The sequence below is a fragment of the Brevibacterium sp. 239c genome (genome assembly GCF_900169365.1).
Lineage (GTDB): Bacteria > Actinomycetota > Actinomycetes > Actinomycetales > Brevibacteriaceae > Brevibacterium.
Genome location: NZ_FXZH01000001.1, coordinates 224744 through 242752, shown reverse-complemented (window position 1 = coordinate 242752; position 18009 = coordinate 224744). Strand labels below are relative to the sequence as shown.

The following is an 18009-nucleotide window of genomic DNA, read 5'->3' as shown; positions in this document are numbered from 1 at the left end:
TCGCAGATGATGCGGCGGACCCTCGCAGGTAACGACACGGGGCCTCCGCAGACGACGACACGGACGCCTCGAAAAGCGGGCTTGAGCCGTAGAACTCAAATCGAACGCTAGAATCGACAGGTGCTCTCCGTTGTCGATGCCGAGCCTCGGTGTGTGAGAGGGCACCCGGAGCGGAAAATTCGTGCGTCAAAGGAGTTCCATGACCGAAGGCAGAGTCATCGATGTCGACGTCTCGTCAGAGATGGAGAGTTCGTTCCTCGAATATGCGGTCTCGGTCATCCACTCCCGTGCCCTCCCCGATGCACGCGACGGACTGAAGCCCGTCCAGCGACGCATCGTCTACCAAATGGGAGACATGGGCCTGCGCCCCGAGCGCGGCCACGTGAAGTCTTCCCGCATCGTCGGCGATGTGATGGGCAAACTCCACCCTCACGGTGACACCGCGATCTACGATGCGCTGGTGCGCCTGAGCCAGAACTTCATCATGCGCGTGCCGCTCGTCGACGGCCACGGAAACTTCGGTTCCCTCGACGACGGTCCTGCCGCCCCGCGCTATACGGAGGCCCGGCTGACCTCAGCCTCCATGCAGATGATCGCCGGCCTCGACGAAGACGTCGTCGACTTCGTCGGAAACTACGACAACACGCTGACCCAGCCCGATGTTCTGCCCAGTGCGTTCCCGAACCTGCTCATCAACGGCACCTCCGGAATCGCCGTGGGCATGGCCACCAATATGGCCCCGCACAATCCGGGCGAAGTCATTGCCGCCTGCTGCCATCTGATCCGCAATCCCGAGGCCGGCCTGGCCGAGCTCATGCGCTTCATTCCCGGACCCGATCTGCCCACCGGCGGCCGGATCATCGGACTCGACGGTGTCCGCGAAGCCTACGAGTCCGGCCGCGGAACGTTTCGCACCAGGGCCACGGTCTCGATCGAGAACATCAATGCCCGCCGCAAGGGCATCGTCGTCACCGAGCTGCCCTACCTGGTGGGGCCCGAGAAGGTCGTGGCCAAGGTCAAGGACGCTGTCGGCGCGAAGAAGCTCACCGGCATCGCCTCGATCGATGACTACTCGGACCGCAAGAACGGAATGCGCCTGGTCATCGGCATCAAGAACGGATTCAATCCGGAGGCAGTACTCGCTGAGCTCTACCGGCAGACCCCACTCGAGGAATCGTTCAGCATGAACAACGTCTGCCTCGTCGACGGCCAGCCGCGGACCTTGGGACTGCGCGAGCTGCTGACCGTCTACTTGGCCCACCGCATCGACGTCATCCGCCGCCGCACCGTGTTCCAGCTGCGCAAGGCCAAGGACCGCCTCCACCTCGTCGAGGGTCTGCTCATCGCGATCCTCGACATCGACGAGGTCATCCAACTCATCCGCTCCTCCGACGATGCGGCCACCGCCCGCACGCGCCTGATGGATGTCTTCGAACTCTCGGAGCTCCAGGCCACCTACATCCTCGACCTGCAGCTGCGCCGACTGACCAAGTTCTCGCGCATCGAGCTCGAGGCCGAACGCGACGAACTGCGTAAGAGGATCGACTACCTCGAGGCGCTGCTCGCCGACGAGGCCAAACTGCGCGAACTCGTCGCCACCGAGCTCGAGGCAACGGCAGAAGCCATCGGCTCACCTCGGCGCACGGTCCTCATCGAAGGTTCGATGAAGGAGCTCTCCGCCAAGGGCAAGAAGGCTCAATCGGACCTCAAGATCGCCGACGCCCCCTGCCGAGTCCTCCTCTCGACTTCCGGGCGCATCGCCCGAACCGCTGATGCCTCGGCTCTGCAGCGGATCGGGAAGCGCTCGAGCCATGATGCGCTGCGTTCAGAGATCGTGTCGATGACTCAGGGCAAGGTCGGCGCGGTGACCTCGACAGGACGTCTGCACATGGTCGACGTCGTCGACCTGCCGGCCCTGCCGCCGGCCGCGACACGTCCGAATGTCGCCGGAGGCGTCAAGATCGCCGACTACGTGAGCCTGGAGAAGAATGAGACCGTCCTCGGCCTCATCGACCTCGACCGCGAATTCGTCCTCGGAACCGCAGGCGGAGTCGTCAAACGCGTATCTGTGGCCACACAGCCGAACAAGAGCGAATGGGAAGCGATCACGCTCAAGGGCAAGGACTCCGTCATCGGAGTCGCTCAGCCGAAGGACATCGATGAGTCTCTGGCCGTGTTCGTAACCTCCAATGCACAGCTGCTGGCCTTCGACGCCTCCGGGCTGCGGGCCCAGGGCTGGAACGCCTCAGGTGTGGCGGGAATGAAGGTCCCAGCCGATGCACGCGCTCTCTTCTTCGGAATGACGCCCAAGGAGGCCAAGACCGACGAAGACGGGGATGCCGACACCAGCATCGGCACGTTCTCTGTGGTCACTATCGCCAGCGGTGAGAACTTCTATGGCGCACCATCGTCATCGATCAAGGTCAGCGATTTCTCCGAGTTCCCGACCAAGGGTCGTGCCACCTCGGGCGTGCGTGCCCATAAGTTCCTCAAGGGCGAAACCGAGCTGTCTCTGGCCTGGGTCGGCGACACCCCGCAGGCCGCCGCCCAAGCCGGAGGCGCCAGGACCCTTCCGGCCGAGACGTCCAAACGCGATGCCACGGGCTCGCCCCTCGAATCCAAGATCGATGTCATCGGAACGGTCCCCCGCCTCGGCGCCGCCGACAATGCTATTGCGGGTGCGGCGGGTGCTGGTGAGGGTACCGATGCTCAGGGTAACGGTGGCGCGGGAGACGGCGCAGGCGAGGGGGCATCGTCCTCTGCTGCGGCGCGCACCCCAGGCTTGGCAACGAGCTTCGACGGCCTCGATCTCGACCTTGACGATCGACCCGATCTCGACGAGGCGAAGGAAGAGATCGCCCGCTCGAAGATCGACTCCGACGGCGCCGTCATCGTCTCCCATGACGATGACGATGATGACGACACAGCACTGTTCTGAGGCTTGAGCTGTAACCTGCCAGAGGACCTGAGCTGAATCCAGTTCTGAAGCGTGGGCTCTGACCTGTCCTCAGACCAGCTCTGAGCACCGCGCTGCAGAATTGGGTAGGAAGTTGCAGGGGAAAGCCACCCTGCCGCCAACAGTGACCGTAATCACATGCCACTTCACACGTGATACCCGTACGGGCAAAAACAACCACTGCACCTGTAAGACTTACAGCTAACCGTGCCAAAAGGCAACCAGTGGTGCCGCGTAGACGCAGCGCTGCGTGGTGCGAGCCGAAGCACCGGCCTGAGGCACACATACGGATAGGAGATGCGCCCACCGGCGCGTAATGCTCGCTGGGGGCTGACTCAGCTCTCGTCGTCGTCGAGGTCCAGTTGCATGCGGGCAGCCGTTCCTCGCTTCATTTCACCGATGCCGGTCTCCCCCAAGCCTTGGAGTGACAGAGACTCGCGTCGCTCGAACACGTAGGCATCGGATGCAGACAGCACCCGAGCTGTGTCCTCGTCGGTGAAGATCGTTCCAGGGTCAGCCACGGCGGTCAGCCGAGCGGCCAGATTCACGCTCGAACCGAAGATGTCCCCCAGCCGGGACAGGACTCTGCCCCAGACGAAGCCGACGCGAGCCTGCGGCAGGTCTTCGGCCGCTGTCACCCGCTCCATCAGCGTCATCGCGATCTCCGCTCCGCTCATCGGCGTCTCGGCGGCGAAGAACACCTCATCGCCGACGGTCTTGATGACTCGACCGCCGCCGGTGGCCACAATGTTGTAGGCCATGCCCTGAAATTCCTGCACGAGGTTCGCCAGCTGTCGCGGTTCCATCTTCTGCGATAGACGCGTATAGGAGACGAGGTCGATGAAGCCGACTGCGCGAGCCAACGGCATCGACGAGTCGTACCAGCCCTGCCGGTTGTCCATGGCCAGGCCGTCGGAGACGTTGACGTTGAGCCGGCCCATCACCTCGGCGAGGTTGCGCCGCCAAGAATACGTCAGCATCTTCTGCAGCGGGTCGACCATGTCCTCGACGACCTGCAGCGCATCGCGTCTGGCTTCGGGATCGGTCAGGCCCTTCTCCTCGGTGAGGAAGTCGACGAGGGTCTCCATCTGCCACACGACGAGACGATCCGTGGTCTGGCCGATCGCGCGGGCCAAAGACAGCGCTGTGCCCTGATCGATGAGCCCGTCGGCCACGGGCTTGGCCCACATGCGCAGCGCATGGGCATCGCTGACGGTGTAGGCCTTCTCCGAACCGTCCGTCTGCGACATTCCCAATGCTCGCCACATCTTGCGCGCGGAGACCGTGGAGATGCCGCCGAGTTTCGCCGCTTCACGCCGGTCGAGCACACGCTTGCCGTCGAGGAGGATCTCCTCGAGCCGTTCGGCTGCACTGCGGGTCTCGTAGACGGTGTCGTCCTCGTCTTCGTCTGCCTCGTCGACGATCTGCAGGGCAGCGGTGCGCGGATCTTCGTGCAGTCCTTCGAAGAAGTCCCCACCATGTTCATCGACCGGTTCGCTGCCCGAGGACTCTTCGTCATCCGATGCCCCGTCCTCTGCCCGCGGAATCGTCGACATCACCGAGGTGTCAAGCAGGTCTTCGTCACCGTGTTCGATGCCGGGAACCGAGGGAGGCGCCGAGGCGGCAGGTGAGGCATGGGCGGCGGCCGAGCCAGGTGAGCCAGCCGAGTCAGGTGACGAGTCGATCTGTTCCTCCGTGATCACCGGAATCGAGTTCAGGCCATGGTATGAATCCTCTGGGTCCGCGCTGTCCTCCACCTCAGTGGATTCGTCGGCAGCTGCCTCGGCTGTGTTTGTCCCAGTTGAATTTGTCCCAGCTGCGCTAGTCCCTGCCGAGCCTGTCCCACCTGAAGCTGCGTCGTCAGAATCCATGCCGTTCGACGAAATGTCGTCGGTGCCATCGGAATCGCGCTCGGGGATAGTGTTGAATTCTGCGGTGAAGTCCGAGACGCCCGTCATCTGCGGCCCCCAGCTTCCATTCCTGCAGATCCTGACCCTGCCCCGTCCTCGGCCGGACGCAGGTGGTGGACGTCGCCCGCGCTGACGCAGATGTCATTGTCGATGATGAGGTCGCCGCTGGCGTCGAGCCCTGTGGCACGGCCGAAGAGGTTGCTGCCGTCGGGGCGTTCGACCCTGACCTGTGTCCCCAGAGTCACCATGTTCGCACGCACCTCACAGCCGACTGAGCTGCGGCTGAAATCGTCATCGTCATACTCGACAAGCTCTCTGTAGGCAGGAATCAGTGTGCTCAGAATCGAGATTAACAAGTCTTCATGAGCAACTTCTGAACCGTCCGTATCCGTCTCAATCGCAATTGAGCTGGCACTCTCACGAGGCAGATCCTCACGCAGCAGACGAGTGTTGATTCCCATCCCCAGAACGATCCGCGGGCCTGTGGGCAAGGGTTCGACCCGGGCGAGGATCCCGCACAGCTTCTTCCCATCCGTCGTCAGCACATCGTTGGGCCACTTGAGTACGGCAGGCACACCCGCCTCGGCGATGGCGGCTCGCACTGTTTCACCGGCGAGCAGGGGAATCCACCCCCACGAATCGAAGACGGCACCCGGCTCCAGGAGGATCGAAAACGTCAGTGAACGACGCGGCGGGACCGTCCACGTCCGCCCCAGTCGACCGTGGCCGGCGTTCTGATGATCGGTGCCGTACACGGAGAACTGGCCAGGCACCTTCGCGAGGTCGACACCATCAGCCGTGGCAATCTGGCGGGTGCGATCGGTGGGAAAGTCGGTGAGGGTGGACTGCCCCCGCACCAGCCCAGCCAGCTCGTCGTTCGTCGACGAGCACACGTCGTCCCAGATGACAGTAGGTAGCTCGAAGCCGCGGTCCGCAGCCTTACTGCGGAGGGAATCGACATCGACGAGGAGGGGAATGTGTTGGCTGTTCACCAGTCCACTTTAGATTCTTTTGGCGAGAGTACACAATGATCGCACCGTGCGTCGTTATTGTGGAGGCATGACGGATACCCCACGTACAACAGTTGAGCGCATCGACGCTTTCGTCCAGCGCCGGGATGCGGCCCACACCGGCAATGTGAAGTCGGTGGAGAACCAGCACAACCGCGGCAAGCAGACCGCTCGCGAACGCATCGAAGCACTCCTCGACGAAGGCTCCTTCCAGGAGATCGACGAGTTCGCACGCCACCACAACCACCAGTTCGGAATGGAGAACAACCGCCCCGACGGTGACGGTGTCGTCTGCGGTCTGGGCACGATCGAGGGCAAGACTGTGGCCGTGTTCGCTCACGACTTCACCGTCCTCGGTGGCTCCCTCGCCGAGGCGAATGGACGCAAGATCGTCAAGGTCCAGAAGCTCGCCATCAAGCTGGGATGCCCCATCATCGGCATCAACGACTCCGGTGGTGCCCGGATCCAGGAGGGCGTCGGATCGATCGCCCTGTTCGCCGAGATCTTCCGCCTCAACGTGGCCTCCTCCGGCGTGATCCCGCAGATCTCACTGATCATGGGGCCTTCTGCCGGCGGAGCAGTGTACTCCCCTGCACTCACCGACGTCACGATCATGGTCGATCAGACCAGCCACATGTACATCACCGGCCCCGACGTCATCAAGACGGTCACCGGCGAAGAGGTCGGCCATGAGGAGCTCGGCGGTGGCCGCACCAACAACACCGTCTCCGGCAACGCTCACTATCTGGCCAGCGACGAGGACGATGCGCTGAACTATGTGCGCGATCTGCTTTCGTTCCTGCCCCAGAACAACCTCGACCCTGCCGATGCCGACGAGTTCGAGTCGGATCTGTCCGTCGCACCCGAGGACGAGGCGTTGGATTCGCTCATGCCGGATTCGCCCTCACAGCCCTATGACATCCTCGATGTCGTCACCACCGTCCTCGACGACGCTGAGTTCCTACAGGTCTCCGAACTCTTCGCCCCGAACGTCGTCACCGGCTTCGGTCGCGTCGAAGGTGTCAGCGTCGGCGTCATTGCGAACCAGCCGATGCAGCTGGCGGGAACGCTGGACATCGATGCCTCGGAGAAGGCCGCCCGCTTCGTGCGCCTCTGCGATGCCTTCAACATCCCGATCCTCACCTTCGTCGACGTGCCCGGCTTCCTGCCCGGCACCGACCAGGAGTTCAGCGGCATCATCCGTCGCGGAGCCAAGCTCATCTACGCCTACGGTGAGGCGACGGTCCCGCTGATCACGCTCATCACCCGCAAGGCCTACGGTGGAGCGTACTGCGTCATGGGTTCGAAGCAGCTGGGCGCGGACATCAACCTCGCCTGGCCCAGTGCTCAGATCGCGGTCATGGGTGCACAGGGCGCGGCGAATATCGTCTACCGGCGCAAGCTCAAGGCCGCCGGTGAGGCAGGCGAAGACGTCGATGCGCTGCGTGACGAACTCATCCAGGACTACGAGGATGCACTCCTCAATCCGTACCTGGCGGCCGAAGAAGGCTACATCGACGCGGTCATCAAACCGAGTGAGACTCGGAACCGGATCGTACGTGGGCTGCGGGCGCTGAAGAACAAGCATGTTGACGCTCCAACGCGCAAGCACGGTAACATCCCACTATGAGCCAGGATGCACAAGAGGCCACAGCCACCTCGGTCGAGGACCGGACACAGGTGCGAGCACACGACGGTGAGCCCGTCAGCGACGACATGGCCAGTGCTGCAGCGGTGGCGGCCGTCGTTGCGATCCGCCAGGTGGCCCTTGCCTACGCTGCCAACCAGGCGGCGGCTCTGGACCTGATGGAGACGACGAAACACGGCCGAGCCGGGTTCAGCGCACCCCGCCGCAATGTGCGCAGACGACTCCCTCAGGCCTGGACGCAGACGCTGGGACGCTGAGATCTCGCCTGCCCAGTAGGGCCGAGTAGGGCTGAGCAGCCGCATACGCTTCGGGCGTCGACAGATGTACTGTCGGCGCCCGAAGTGCGTCGGCACGCGTGTCCAGTCACCGAAAGGACCACTTACCGTCCAGGGGTCTGATTACAGCTGGCCCCCTCGACGCTAAGGGGTCCCCTCGACGCTAAGTGGTCCCCTCGATGCCACCCGCACGTCAGCACATCGTCAGCGGCATCGTGTCAGTTCACTTCAGCCGGTACTGATCCTTGTCCGGATCGGCTCCAGGGCGAGGCACCCTCCTGCCCTCAACCGTCACGGTGCTCAATCGCTGCGGACTGCGTGCATGAGTCTGCGCCGAGCCGGATGAGCCCGCAGCTGTGCCCGACGAGCCGGTCATTACCGAACCAGTCGCCCCCGAACCAGTCGCCCCCGAGCCTGTTGTCGCCGAACCGGCCATCGCCGAGTCGGCCATCGCCGAATCAGGGCCAGCGCTCGTCACGCCTCGAGTCGGTCCGCCCATGTCATCGCCGTAGACGGCTTCACCACGGGCCACCATGCCGGCGACATCGGAGAGTTTAAGCTGCGGCAGGAACCAGGCGAGGACGAAGGCCACGATGAACACCGGCACCATGTACCAGAACGAGGGCGCCAGGGCGTCCGCATAGGCGTTGACGACGAGGTCATGGATAGGTCCAGGCAACGAGGCCACGGACTCAGGTGTCAGCGAGTCAGTGGTCGGAGCGCCTCCCCCACCGCCTGCACCACCGGGTGTCTGCGACATCGCTTCGCCCACCTTGTCCGCCAGCCTGGAGGTGAAGATTGATCCGAACAGCGCCGTGCCCACCGAGGCACCGATCTCGCGGAAGTAGTTGTTCGTCGAGGTCGCGGTGCCCACCAGCTCCGGCGCCACGGAGTTCTGGATCACGAGGACGATGATCTGCATGACCAGGCCCAGGCCGAAGCCCATGGTGAAGATCATGCATCCGATGAGCACCATCGAGGTGCCGGCCGTCAGCGTGGTCATCCAGGCCAGAGCAAGCCCGGCGATGAGGGTACCGAAGAGCGGGTAGATCTTGTACTTGCCGGTCTTCGACACAATGAAGCCGGAGACGATAGAGGTCAGCATGACACCGGCCATCATCGGAAGCATGAGCAGACCGGAGCCCGTCACGTCGGTCCCGGATGCCATCTGCATGAACGTAGGCAGGAACGCCATCGCGGAGAACATTCCCAGCCCCAGCAGCAGGCCGATGACCGTCGAGAGCACGAAGGTCTTGTTCTTGAACAGGAAGATCGGAATGATCGGGTTGCTGACCTTCGATTCGACGTAGACGAAGATGAGTGCGGCGACCACGGTGCCGATGATCAGGGAGATGATAGTCGGCGAGTTCCAGTCGTAGTCGTGTCCGCCCCAGCTGGTCACGAGGATCAGCTGCGAGGTCGCTGCCACCATGAAGATGATGCCGAGTACGTCGATCTTCTTGTCCGATTTGTGGCTCGGCAGCTTGAGGGCGAAGAGCGCAATGATGAATGCGACGATGCCGATCGGCACGTTGATCCAGAAGCACCAGCGCCAGTCCATGTGCTGGGTGAAGAATCCGCCCAGGACCGGTCCGAGCACACTGGAGATCGCGAACAGACCGCCGAGAGGACCCATGTATTTGCCGCGTTCGCTGGCAGGAATGATGTCGGCGATGATGGCCTGCGACAGGATCATCAGACCGCCGCCGCCCAAGCCCTGGAAGCCGCGCCAAGCGATGAGCTCCCAGAAGTTCTGCGACATGCCGGACCCGAACGAGCCGACGACGAAGATCGCGATCGCGACGAGGAAGATGACCTTCCTGCCCCACATATCGCCGAACTTTCCGTACAGGGGCATGACGATCGTCATCGCCAGGAGGTAGATGGTGACCAGCCAAGCCTGGTGCTCGACACCGTCGAGTTCACCCACGATCGTCGGCATTGCCGTCGACACGATCGTCTGGTCCAGAGTCGCCAGGAACATCGCGGCCATGAGCGCGGAGAAGATCAGGATGATCGTCTTCTTGGTCAGGACGATCGGTGCCTTCTCAGCAGTTGCGGTTGCTGAGCTCATGCGGATTCCTCCTCAAAAATGTCTCGTAGTTCGTCAAACAGCTCTTTGATGACCGGGGCAGGATCGCCCTCGACCTTGCGCAGACGCATGAACGTCGCCTTGATCGACATCATCGCCAACGCGGCGAGAGCCTCGGCCCGCGTGGAGACGGGCACACCGCCGCCGTCATGACATTCCTGAGAAACGGAGGCATCAGGAGAGGCTTCGCTCGCCGAGGTGGGTGCGCGACTCTCGCCGGAACCTGAGGTCCCGGCGGAGGCTGAGTTCCCCGCGGAAGCCGAGGTCCCGTCGAGACGACGTTGGATCATTTCGCGGAACAGGCGCTCGTTGTTGCCCATGCGCGACATCTGCGCCTGCATGAGCGAGGGATCCTGCTTCATCAGCTGGTGGTACTGGTGCATCTCTTCGCGCTTATTCAGACGCGTCCGCACGACCGAGGCCAGCAGATGCTGGAGGTCGGCTAGCAGGCGTCCGTTCGGACCGCCTGCTTCGAAGGCTTCGATGTCGGACTGATCCTCATCGTCGAAGATGGTGTCGGAACGGCCCAGCAGCGCCTCCTCCTTGCTGGAGAAGTAGTTGAAGAAGGTCCGCCGTGAGACTCCACAGCGTTCGCAGATGTCTTCGACGGTGACATTGGAATAGCCGTTCTCGAGCGCCAATTCGAGGGCGGCCTGGCGCAGGGCCTGACCGCGCTTGCGCTTCTTCCGTTCGCGCAAGCCCTCGGACTGAACTGCCTCGGCTGTGCTGCTCGCGGCGTCGCCGGTGACGTCGGCAGGCTCGGCCGCAGCAGAGTCGGCGCGCGTAGGCTCGCCAGAAGGTGTGGAATGCATAGAATCATTATTGCACTCGGTGCATTTTTGCCTCAAGTGCACCTATTGTGTTTTAAGGCACATTCCCAGCTTCAGTACCCGAGCTTCGCATTCGCCAGCACGGGGATCGCCTCGGCGGCCTTATCGGCTGCGGCAAGGTCCACCTCGACGACTTCGAGGGCCTCTTCACCCTCAAGGGAGGAGATAACGTGGCCGAAGGGATCGGAGACGAGGCTGTGGCCGACACCTGTGGGCCCCTTCTTGGGCACCTCGACACCGCTGACCTCTGGATCGGCCTGACCGATGGCTGCGACGAACATATTGCTGTCCAGCGCCCTTGCCCGGGCCAGGATCTGCCACTGCTCGACCTTGCCCTTCCCTGAACCCCAGGATGCGGAGACGATGGCGAGCTTGGCACCGCGGCGACTGATCTCGGCGAACAGTTTCGGAAAACGAATGTCGTAGCACAGGGTCAGCCCGACGCTCTCACCGTCGAGGTCAATGACTACGGGGTCCTCACCGGGGACGACAGTGTCTGATTCCTTGAACCCGAAGGCATCGTAGAGATGGATCTTGGCATAATCGCGGCGCTCACCCTGCGGCGGGTAGACGGCAAGCAGGTTGATCACCTTCTCACCGGAGGTGGCGAATTCACCCACGATGACGGTGATGTCGGCCTCGGCTGCCAACTGGGCCATAGCGGTTCGCCAGGACTGCGTATTGGCTTCGGCGACATCGCGCAGACCGGGGCCGAACGCAGACATTGTGGCCTCGGGGAAGACGACGAAGTTCGCTCCCGCTTCGGCGGCCCTGTGCGTGTAGTCCCGGACCTTGTCGAGATTGTCCGCAACTGTGGTGGTGGAGTTGATCTGCGCGAGTGCGAATTTCATGGCCAGTCCTTGCGATCCGGGGGTGTCAGCGGTTGATTCAGGCTATCGCGATCGCACGCGCGGAGAAACCTCCGTCCACCTGGGAGCGCCCCCCACCCTCCGCCTGGGTACAACTCTCAGTGCAGATATTCGCGGCCCGGGCGGCCGCCTCGGTGCCGACCATGGACGAATGTGTAGACGATCATACCGAGGACGACGAGTCCTGCGCAGAGTATGAACATGCCGTTGCCGCCGGTCAAAGGCATGATGGCGCCGAGGATGATCGGACCGATGCCTGATCCTGCGTCAAGCAGCAGGAAGAACGACGAGGTGGCGACGGCGACTCGCGACATCGGCACCGATTTCACGGCGATCGCCTGCATGCACGGCATGAGCGAACCGAAGCCCAGACCGACGAAGACACCGGCGAGGATGATCCCCGTCATGGTCGGCCACATCGCCAGCAGAATATTGCCGATGAGGTTGAATATGAAGACCGGGTAGATGACGAAGTTATCGCCCAGCACGTCCTGCAGGCGACCGACGAACAGGCGTGCCACCAGTGATGCTGCGGCAAAGGCGACGAAGAACAGAGAAGCGGCACTGGCGACCCCATTGTCCTCGGCATAGCCGGCGAGGAACACGAGCGCCGCGGCATATGCAGTGCCGACGACAAGCATGATCGACCCGATCCGCAGACCCGCCGGATCGACGAGTGTCGACAGCTTGAGGTGCCATTTGCTGCGCCGCTGGTAGTCGCTGAGTTCCTGCTTCGGCAGTTTGATGATGAAGCAGAGGATGAAAGCGACGAGCGACATGAACGCCGAGGCGGCGAAGAGCATCGGGAAGTCGTAGGCGCGCGGGAGAACGACGCCCAGATACGGCCCTAAAGCGGTGGACAGCGTAGTGGCGGTGCCGAAGTAACCGGTGCCTTCACCTCGGCGAGAGGACGGGATGACGCTTTGGATCGCGGTCATGATGGCCGTGTTTCCGGCCCCGAAGGCGATGCCGTGGATGATGCGAATGGCAAGGAGCCAGACAAGTGTGTCGGCGAAGATGTAGGCCACGGAAGCCAGGATGGAGATCGCCATCGTGATGATGAGCAGTTTCCGGCGGCCGATGAAATCCAGATATTTTCCGGTCAGCACACGCGCCACGACCGCACCGACGACGAAGGAGGAGGACGCGAATCCGGCTGCGGCTTCCCCTGCCGAGAATCTGGCGACGGCGTAGCCTGCCATGGACGTCATGAGGAGGTAGAACACCATCGACATCGACAGGTTGAGGCCGATGCCGACGACGAAGTCCTTGGTCCATAGCTGTGCCCGTGCCACTGAAGATCAGTCTCTCTTCCTGTTGAATGATGCGCTGCGTCCCCTGGCCGCCTGCCACCATGGGCAATCCGCTGAGTTGGCCGATCGGCTGTGATCGGCTGATCCGCTGCAGTCGAGCTGGGAACCTATCTATGCTATCCGGTGGATCCTGCTGCACGGGACCCAGCCCGGGGTGATCTTGCTCTAGTCACCCGAGAGCCGACGGGAGGAATGTGGGCTCCCGCCGCCGGCTTCCGGGGGCAGATCGACACAAGCCGGTGTGTTCTCAGTCATATAGGGTGAAGACCATGACCCAGAAGAGAACCCCTTCGGCCGTCGATGCCGTTGCCGAAGAATATGTCGACAGATCACTTGCACTCTCCCCCTCCCTCGCCCTCTACCTCGGGCTGGAGGGAGCGAAGGGATTCGATGACTTCTCCCCCGCCGGCCTAGCCGCCTCCAACGATCTCACCGTCGAGACGCTGGCGAAGCTCGCCGAGGTTGAGAAGACGGCCGATCTCGACGACGTCGACCTCGTCACCATCGATGCGATGCGCGAGCGGCTGACCGTTGATCGCGACTACTTCGAGGCCGGGTTCAACCATTCGAGCCTCAACGTCATCGAGTCCCCCCTGCAGGCCATCCGCGACGCCTTCGACCTCATGCCCACCGAGACCACCCAGGACTGGGAGACGGTGGATACGACGATGGGCGCCGTACCCACGTCCGTCGCCGGTTACCAGGAATCTCTGTCCCTGGCCAAGAGCCGTGGTCAGATCTCCGCCCGGATCCAGATCGAGAAGGTCATCGAACAGGCCCGCACGCTGGCCGAACCCGGCAGCAATTTCGACCAGCTCATCTCCGCAGCCACCGACGTACCCTCGTCGTTGACTCAACAGCTGAGCACCCACGCCGAGGCGGCTCGTGAGTCGTTTGCCCACCTCGCCGATTTCCTGGCTGCCGAACTTCTTCCGGCCGCGCCGGAGGACGAGGCGTGCGGGCGTGAAGCCTACGCCTTGTATTCGCGTGACTTCCTGGGCGCGGAGGTCGACTTCGATGAAACGTATGCGTGGGGGCTCGAGGAGCTTGCTCGCATCGATGCCGAGCAGCGTGAGGTCGCCGAGAAGATTCAGCCCGGTGCCGATCTGTTCGAGGTCATGGAAACACTGAATAATGATCCCGAACGGACTCTTCACGGCGCCGAAGGGCTGCGTAAGTGGATGCAGAAGGTCGCCGATGAGGCGATCACCGAGCTGGGGAAGTCCCACTTCGACATTCCGGAGCCGGTGCGCACGATCGAGTGCAAGATCGCACCGTCGGCGACCGGAGGCATCTACTACACCGGACCCACCGACGACTTCTCCCGCCCTGGTCGCATGTGGTGGTCGGTGCCCGAAGGCGTCACCGAGTTCGCGACCTGGCAGGAGAAGACGACCGTCTATCACGAAGGGGTGCCCGGCCATCACCTGCAGGTCGGCCAGGCCACATATGTCTCCGACACCCTCAACCGCTGGCGCCGCCTCATGTGCTGGGTCTCCGGACACGGTGAGGGCTGGGCCCTCTACGCCGAGAAGCTCATGGCCGACCTCGGCTTCATGAAAGATCCCGGCGACTACCTGGGGATGCTTGACTCCCAGCGTCTGCGCGCAGCACGCGTGGTCCTCGACATCGGCTTCCACCTGGGACTCGAGGCTCCCGAGAGCCTCGGTGGCGGAATCTGGAACCGAGAGAAAGCCTGGCAGTTCCTCACCGACAATGTCGCTATGGACCGGTCCTTCCTCTCCTTCGAACTCGACCGATACCTCGGCTGGCCCGGACAGGCCCCGAGCTACAAGATCGGACAACGGCTGTGGGAGCAGTTCCGCGATGAGGCCAAAGCCGAAGCCGGAACAGACTTCGACCTCAAGGCCTTCCACACCAAGGCCCTCAATCTGGGCTCCGTCGGTCTGGACACGCTGGGCCGGGCCATGAAGCGCTGATGACATTGGTGGGAGAATGACTTGGTGAAGAACAATGGCAGTTCGAGCAGCGAGAGCCCGCGCTCAGAGACCGCACGGATCACCGAGATCCTGCGCAACGAGATCATCGACGGCGTCCGGGCACCCGGCAGCAAACTGGTGGAACGGAACCTGGCAACGGAACTCGGCGTCAGTCGAGTGCCGATCCGTGAAGCCCTCAAACAGCTTGCCGCCGAAGGCCTGGTGGCCAATCGGCCCAACACATGGTCAACCGTGCGCGAGTTCTCCCCCAGCGACATCGCCGACCTCAACGAGGTGCGGACGGCCTTCGACATTCTGTCCTTCGAACTCGCCGCACAGCGGCACAACCGTGAGGGCCTGGCCAAGCTCGAAGCCACCATGGCCAAGGGCAAGGAACTGTCGAAGGCCGGGGACGTCGTCGGCGCCCACCGTTCGGCCGCGGACTTCCACGCCATCGTCACCGAACTCTCCGGTAACCGGCTCCTCACCGAGATCGGTGAGCTCCTCGACTCGCGAATGCGCTGGCAGCTGAGTCAGCACGACGATCTCGATTTCGTCGCCACCGAGCACGCCCAGCTCTACGACGCGATCGCACATCGAGATCAGGCGAAGGTCAGGGATCTGGCTGCCCGACACCTAGGGACCAGTCAGGACCAGCATGACAAACACAAGGAACGCCTCGCCCGAGCCGTCGACGAGGGTACAGAGTCAGACATTGGAACAGAGTCAGACATTGGAACAGCCTCTGACAGGGAAACTGAGTCAGACGAGGACTGAGCTCACGCAGCGTTGAAGGGCCACCCGTTCAGCTGCTTGGGACGCGCCGGGGCGTAGGTGCGAACCTTCGAGGTCTTCAGTCCCAGCCCCACGAGCGATTCGGCCAGTTTCACGGCGGCGGTGACCCCGTCGACGACGGGGACATCGCAGCGCTCGACGATGATCTGCTTGAGGTCTGCCATTCCCCCGCATCCGAGGACGATGGCCTCGGCACGATCACGTTCGACCGCTTCGGCGGCTTGATCAGCGATCGCCTCCACTGCCCGCTCGGGCTGGTTCTCCAGCTCGAGCACGGCCATCCCAGAGGCCCTGACCGAGGTGCAGTGAGCGTTCAGCCCGGCCAGCAGAAGCCGGTCCTCGATGAGAGGCACGGTGCGATCGAGCGTCGTCACGACCGCGTACCTGTGGCCGAGGAACATGGCCAGGGCCGCCCCCGCCTCGGTGATGTCGATGACGGGTACGTCGAGGAGTTCCTGCAGACCTTCGCGCCCATGCTCGCCGTAGCCCGCCTGGATCACCGCGTCGAAGTCCCCCTCATATTTCATCACCGCATCCATGACCCCTAATGCCGCAAGATAGCTCTCGACGTTGCCTTCGCAGGACTCAGCTCCGAAGCTGGGCGTCAGCGCAATGATCTCGGTGTCCGCCGAGGCGACTTCCTGTGCCGCACGGGCGATGGACTGCGTCATCGACTCGGTTGTGTTCACGTTGACGATCAGAATTTTCACGATGTGCTCTCAATCAGTGTGTGGTGGGCACTGCGATCTCTTCGCCGTCGACCTCGCGGAAGGTGAAGCTGCGACGGGCGATGAAGAAGTAGATGATCGCTGCGATGCCTGCCCCGCTGAACCAGGAGAACTCGGAGAATCCGGAGAACGCGGGAACGAGGGCGAAGACAAGGGAGATGAGGGAGGCCGGGATGAAGGCTCCGATGGCGCGCCAGTTGATCCCCCGGTGGTAGAAGTATTCGCCGTCGTTGGCCTCGGTGTAGAGCTCGGGAACGTTGACCTTCGTCTTCCGGATCACCCAGTAGTCGACCATGATGACACCGAACAGGGGCCCCAGCAGTGCGCCGAGTCCGCCCAGGAAGTAGACGATGACGACGGGTGAGTCATAGAGGTTCCACGGCAGGATGATGAAGCCGATGATTGCGCTGATGATTGCCGCGCTGCGGAAGTTGAGGTGGCGGGGGAACATGTTCGTCAGTGCGTAGGTCGGGGCGACGAAGTTCGCCATCAGGTTGACCGCGATCGTGAGGATCAGCAGCGCCAGGGAGGCCAGCGCCAGCAGGATCGGATTGCCGATGGTCTGCACGATATCGGCCGGTGAGGTGATGACCGTGCCGTCGATCTGGTACTGAGCCCCGGCAAGCGAGATCACGACGAGGCCGAAGACGAGCATATTGATCGGGATGCCCCAGAAGTTGCCGACGACGATCGACCCCTTCTTCTTCGCGGCGCGGGTGAAGTCGGAGAAGTTGAGGACGAAGGTGCCGTAGATAGCGACCCACAGGGACCCTCCGCCGAGGATGTGCATCCACATCGGCCAACCGGACAGGGCTCCGTCGCGGGCCCAGGAGATGGAGAAGTCGACGCGAGCGAGCATCCAGATGGCCAGAGACACGAAGGTGACGAGGATGATCGGTCCGGCGATCGCCTCATATTTGCGGATCATCTCCATGCCGTAGCTGACGATGATGACCTGGACGATCCAGAGCAGGGTGAACGAGAACCAGCCCAGACCGGAGAGACCGAGGAACTCTGTGTCGGCCCACGACTGAAGGCCGGGCACAAGCATGATGAGCAGGACATTGAGAACGCTGGAGGCCAGATATGTCTGGATGCCGAACCACGCGATGGCGACGACTCCGCGCACCGAGGCTGCCAGCTGCGCACCGTGGATGCCGAAGGCGATGCGGCTCATCACCGGATAGGGAACGCCTGTCTTATGCCCCATGAAACCGGAGAGCGTGAGCAGGAAGAAGAGCAGGGCGGCCCCGACGAGCAGTGCGACGAGAATCTGCCAGGCCCCCAGGCCGAGGGCGAAGAGACCGAGCGCGAACCCGTAGTTGCCGAGTGAGTGGACGTCATTGGCCCAGAGAGTGAAGACGCTGTAGGCAGTCCAGCTGCGCCCTTCCTTCTGACTGGGCGCCAGATCCGAGTTGTAGAATCGCGGGCTGATTCGATGAGCCGCCAACTGCTCAGGGCTCGGCCCCATCCATTTGGGCGCGGAGTCCTGGATGGCCTCGGTCTTTGCCATGGGTGTCACTCAAATCTGAAGAGCACATCGCTGGGATACCAAAATTTGAATCACAGCGCTGTGACGGCGAGTTCTGTCGACCTCAGCGTAACCTGAGTCACAGAGTGTTCGCAATGGCGTCCGCGCTTTC

General features: G+C 62.8%; 13 protein-coding genes. 5 read left to right on the top strand and 8 right to left on the bottom strand.

Features of this window, described 5'->3' with window-relative positions; translation table 11 throughout:
- Positions 1 to 199: 199 nt before the first annotated feature.
- Positions 200 to 2938 (top strand): DNA topoisomerase (ATP-hydrolyzing) subunit A, encoded by a 2739-nt coding sequence (locus BSP239C_RS01085; RefSeq protein WP_101569765.1) that lies wholly within the window; start codon positions 200 to 202, stop codon positions 2936 to 2938.
- Positions 2939 to 3291: 353 nt separating this feature from the next.
- Here the strand turns inward: BSP239C_RS01085 and BSP239C_RS01080 are convergent, their stop codons facing one another.
- Positions 3292 to 4914, bottom strand: a complete 1623-nt coding sequence (locus BSP239C_RS01080) for an adenylate/guanylate cyclase domain-containing protein (RefSeq protein ID WP_101569764.1) — start codon at positions 4912 to 4914, stop codon at positions 3292 to 3294.
- Complete coding sequence (locus tag BSP239C_RS01075; RefSeq protein ID WP_101569763.1) at positions 4911 to 5858, bottom strand: biotin--[acetyl-CoA-carboxylase] ligase; 948 nt, start codon at positions 5856 to 5858, stop codon at positions 4911 to 4913. The genes BSP239C_RS01080 and BSP239C_RS01075 overlap by 4 nt, the downstream gene beginning before the upstream one ends.
- A 67-nt stretch (positions 5859 to 5925) precedes the next feature.
- On the opposite strand from BSP239C_RS01075, the gene BSP239C_RS01070 reads away from it, so the two are divergent.
- Positions 5926 to 7506 carry an acyl-CoA carboxylase subunit beta gene (locus BSP239C_RS01070; RefSeq protein WP_101569762.1) on the top strand — a complete coding sequence of 527 codons (1581 nt, stop codon included), beginning with the start codon at positions 5926 to 5928 and terminating at the stop codon, positions 7504 to 7506.
- Positions 7503 to 7781 (top strand): hypothetical protein, encoded by a 279-nt coding sequence (locus BSP239C_RS01065; protein WP_101569761.1) that lies wholly within the window; start codon positions 7503 to 7505, stop codon positions 7779 to 7781. Before BSP239C_RS01070 ends, BSP239C_RS01065 begins: the two co-directional genes overlap by 4 nt.
- 241 nt (positions 7782 to 8022) lie before the next feature.
- Here the strand turns inward: BSP239C_RS01065 and BSP239C_RS01060 are convergent, their stop codons facing one another.
- The 4 genes from BSP239C_RS01060 to BSP239C_RS01045 all read right to left on the bottom strand — a co-directional run bounded on the left by BSP239C_RS01060 (position 8023) and on the right by BSP239C_RS01045 (position 12885).
- Positions 8023 to 9873 (bottom strand): MDR family MFS transporter, encoded by a 1851-nt coding sequence (locus tag BSP239C_RS01060; protein WP_257929991.1) that lies wholly within the window; start codon positions 9871 to 9873, stop codon positions 8023 to 8025.
- Positions 9870 to 10703, bottom strand: coding sequence for a TetR/AcrR family transcriptional regulator (locus tag BSP239C_RS01055; protein ID WP_101569760.1), 834 nt, complete (start codon positions 10701 to 10703; stop codon positions 9870 to 9872). Before BSP239C_RS01055 ends, BSP239C_RS01060 begins: the two co-directional genes overlap by 4 nt.
- A gap of 71 nt (positions 10704 to 10774) precedes the next feature.
- Positions 10775 to 11572: a carbon-nitrogen hydrolase family protein gene (locus BSP239C_RS01050; protein WP_101569759.1), complete on the bottom strand. Its 798-nt coding sequence runs from the start codon at positions 11570 to 11572 to the stop codon at positions 10775 to 10777.
- Between the two features lie 116 nt (positions 11573 to 11688).
- Positions 11689 to 12885: an MFS transporter gene (locus BSP239C_RS01045; RefSeq protein ID WP_101569758.1), complete on the bottom strand. Its 1197-nt coding sequence runs from the start codon at positions 12883 to 12885 to the stop codon at positions 11689 to 11691.
- Positions 12886 to 13172: 287 nt separating this feature from the next.
- Here BSP239C_RS01045 and BSP239C_RS01040 point away from each other — a divergent pair, with 287 nt between their 5' ends.
- Positions 13173 to 14843: a DUF885 domain-containing protein gene (locus BSP239C_RS01040; protein WP_101569757.1), complete on the top strand. Its 1671-nt coding sequence runs from the start codon at positions 13173 to 13175 to the stop codon at positions 14841 to 14843.
- A gap of 24 nt (positions 14844 to 14867) precedes the next feature.
- Positions 14868 to 15620 carry a GntR family transcriptional regulator gene (locus tag BSP239C_RS01035; protein ID WP_257929990.1) on the top strand — a complete coding sequence of 251 codons (753 nt, stop codon included), beginning with the start codon at positions 14868 to 14870 and terminating at the stop codon, positions 15618 to 15620.
- Between the two features lie 2 nt (positions 15621 to 15622).
- Here the strand turns inward: BSP239C_RS01035 and BSP239C_RS01030 are convergent, their stop codons facing one another.
- Positions 15623 to 16348 (bottom strand): aspartate/glutamate racemase family protein, encoded by a 726-nt coding sequence (locus tag BSP239C_RS01030; RefSeq protein ID WP_101569756.1) that lies wholly within the window; start codon positions 16346 to 16348, stop codon positions 15623 to 15625.
- Between the two features lie 13 nt (positions 16349 to 16361).
- Positions 16362 to 17879: an NCS1 family nucleobase:cation symporter-1 gene (locus BSP239C_RS01025; protein ID WP_101569755.1), complete on the bottom strand. Its 1518-nt coding sequence runs from the start codon at positions 17877 to 17879 to the stop codon at positions 16362 to 16364.
- Positions 17880 to 18009: the final 130 nt, after the last annotated feature.

What these genes read in the sequence shown, in the direction of transcription:
- BSP239C_RS01085 (WP_101569765.1), top strand. Translation starts at nt 200, where the DNA reads ATGACCGAAGGCAGAGTCATCGATGTCGACGTCTCGTCAGAGATGGAG.
- BSP239C_RS01080 (WP_101569764.1), bottom strand. Translation starts at nt 4,914, where the DNA reads ATGACGGGCGTCTCGGACTTCACCGCAGAATTCAACACTATCCCCGAG.
- BSP239C_RS01070 (WP_101569762.1), top strand. Translation starts at nt 5,926, where the DNA reads ATGACGGATACCCCACGTACAACAGTTGAGCGCATCGACGCTTTCGTC.
- BSP239C_RS01065 (WP_101569761.1), top strand. Translation starts at nt 7,503, where the DNA reads ATGAGCCAGGATGCACAAGAGGCCACAGCCACCTCGGTCGAGGACCGG.
- BSP239C_RS01060 (WP_257929991.1), bottom strand. Translation starts at nt 9,873, where the DNA reads ATGAGCTCAGCAACCGCAACTGCTGAGAAGGCACCGATCGTCCTGACC.
- BSP239C_RS01055 (WP_101569760.1), bottom strand. Translation starts at nt 10,703, where the DNA reads ATGCATTCCACACCTTCTGGCGAGCCTACGCGCGCCGACTCTGCTGCG.
- BSP239C_RS01050 (WP_101569759.1), bottom strand. Translation starts at nt 11,572, where the DNA reads ATGAAATTCGCACTCGCGCAGATCAACTCCACCACCACAGTTGCGGAC.
- BSP239C_RS01040 (WP_101569757.1), top strand. Translation starts at nt 13,173, where the DNA reads ATGACCCAGAAGAGAACCCCTTCGGCCGTCGATGCCGTTGCCGAAGAA.
- BSP239C_RS01025 (WP_101569755.1), bottom strand. Translation starts at nt 17,879, where the DNA reads ATGGCAAAGACCGAGGCCATCCAGGACTCCGCGCCCAAATGGATGGGG.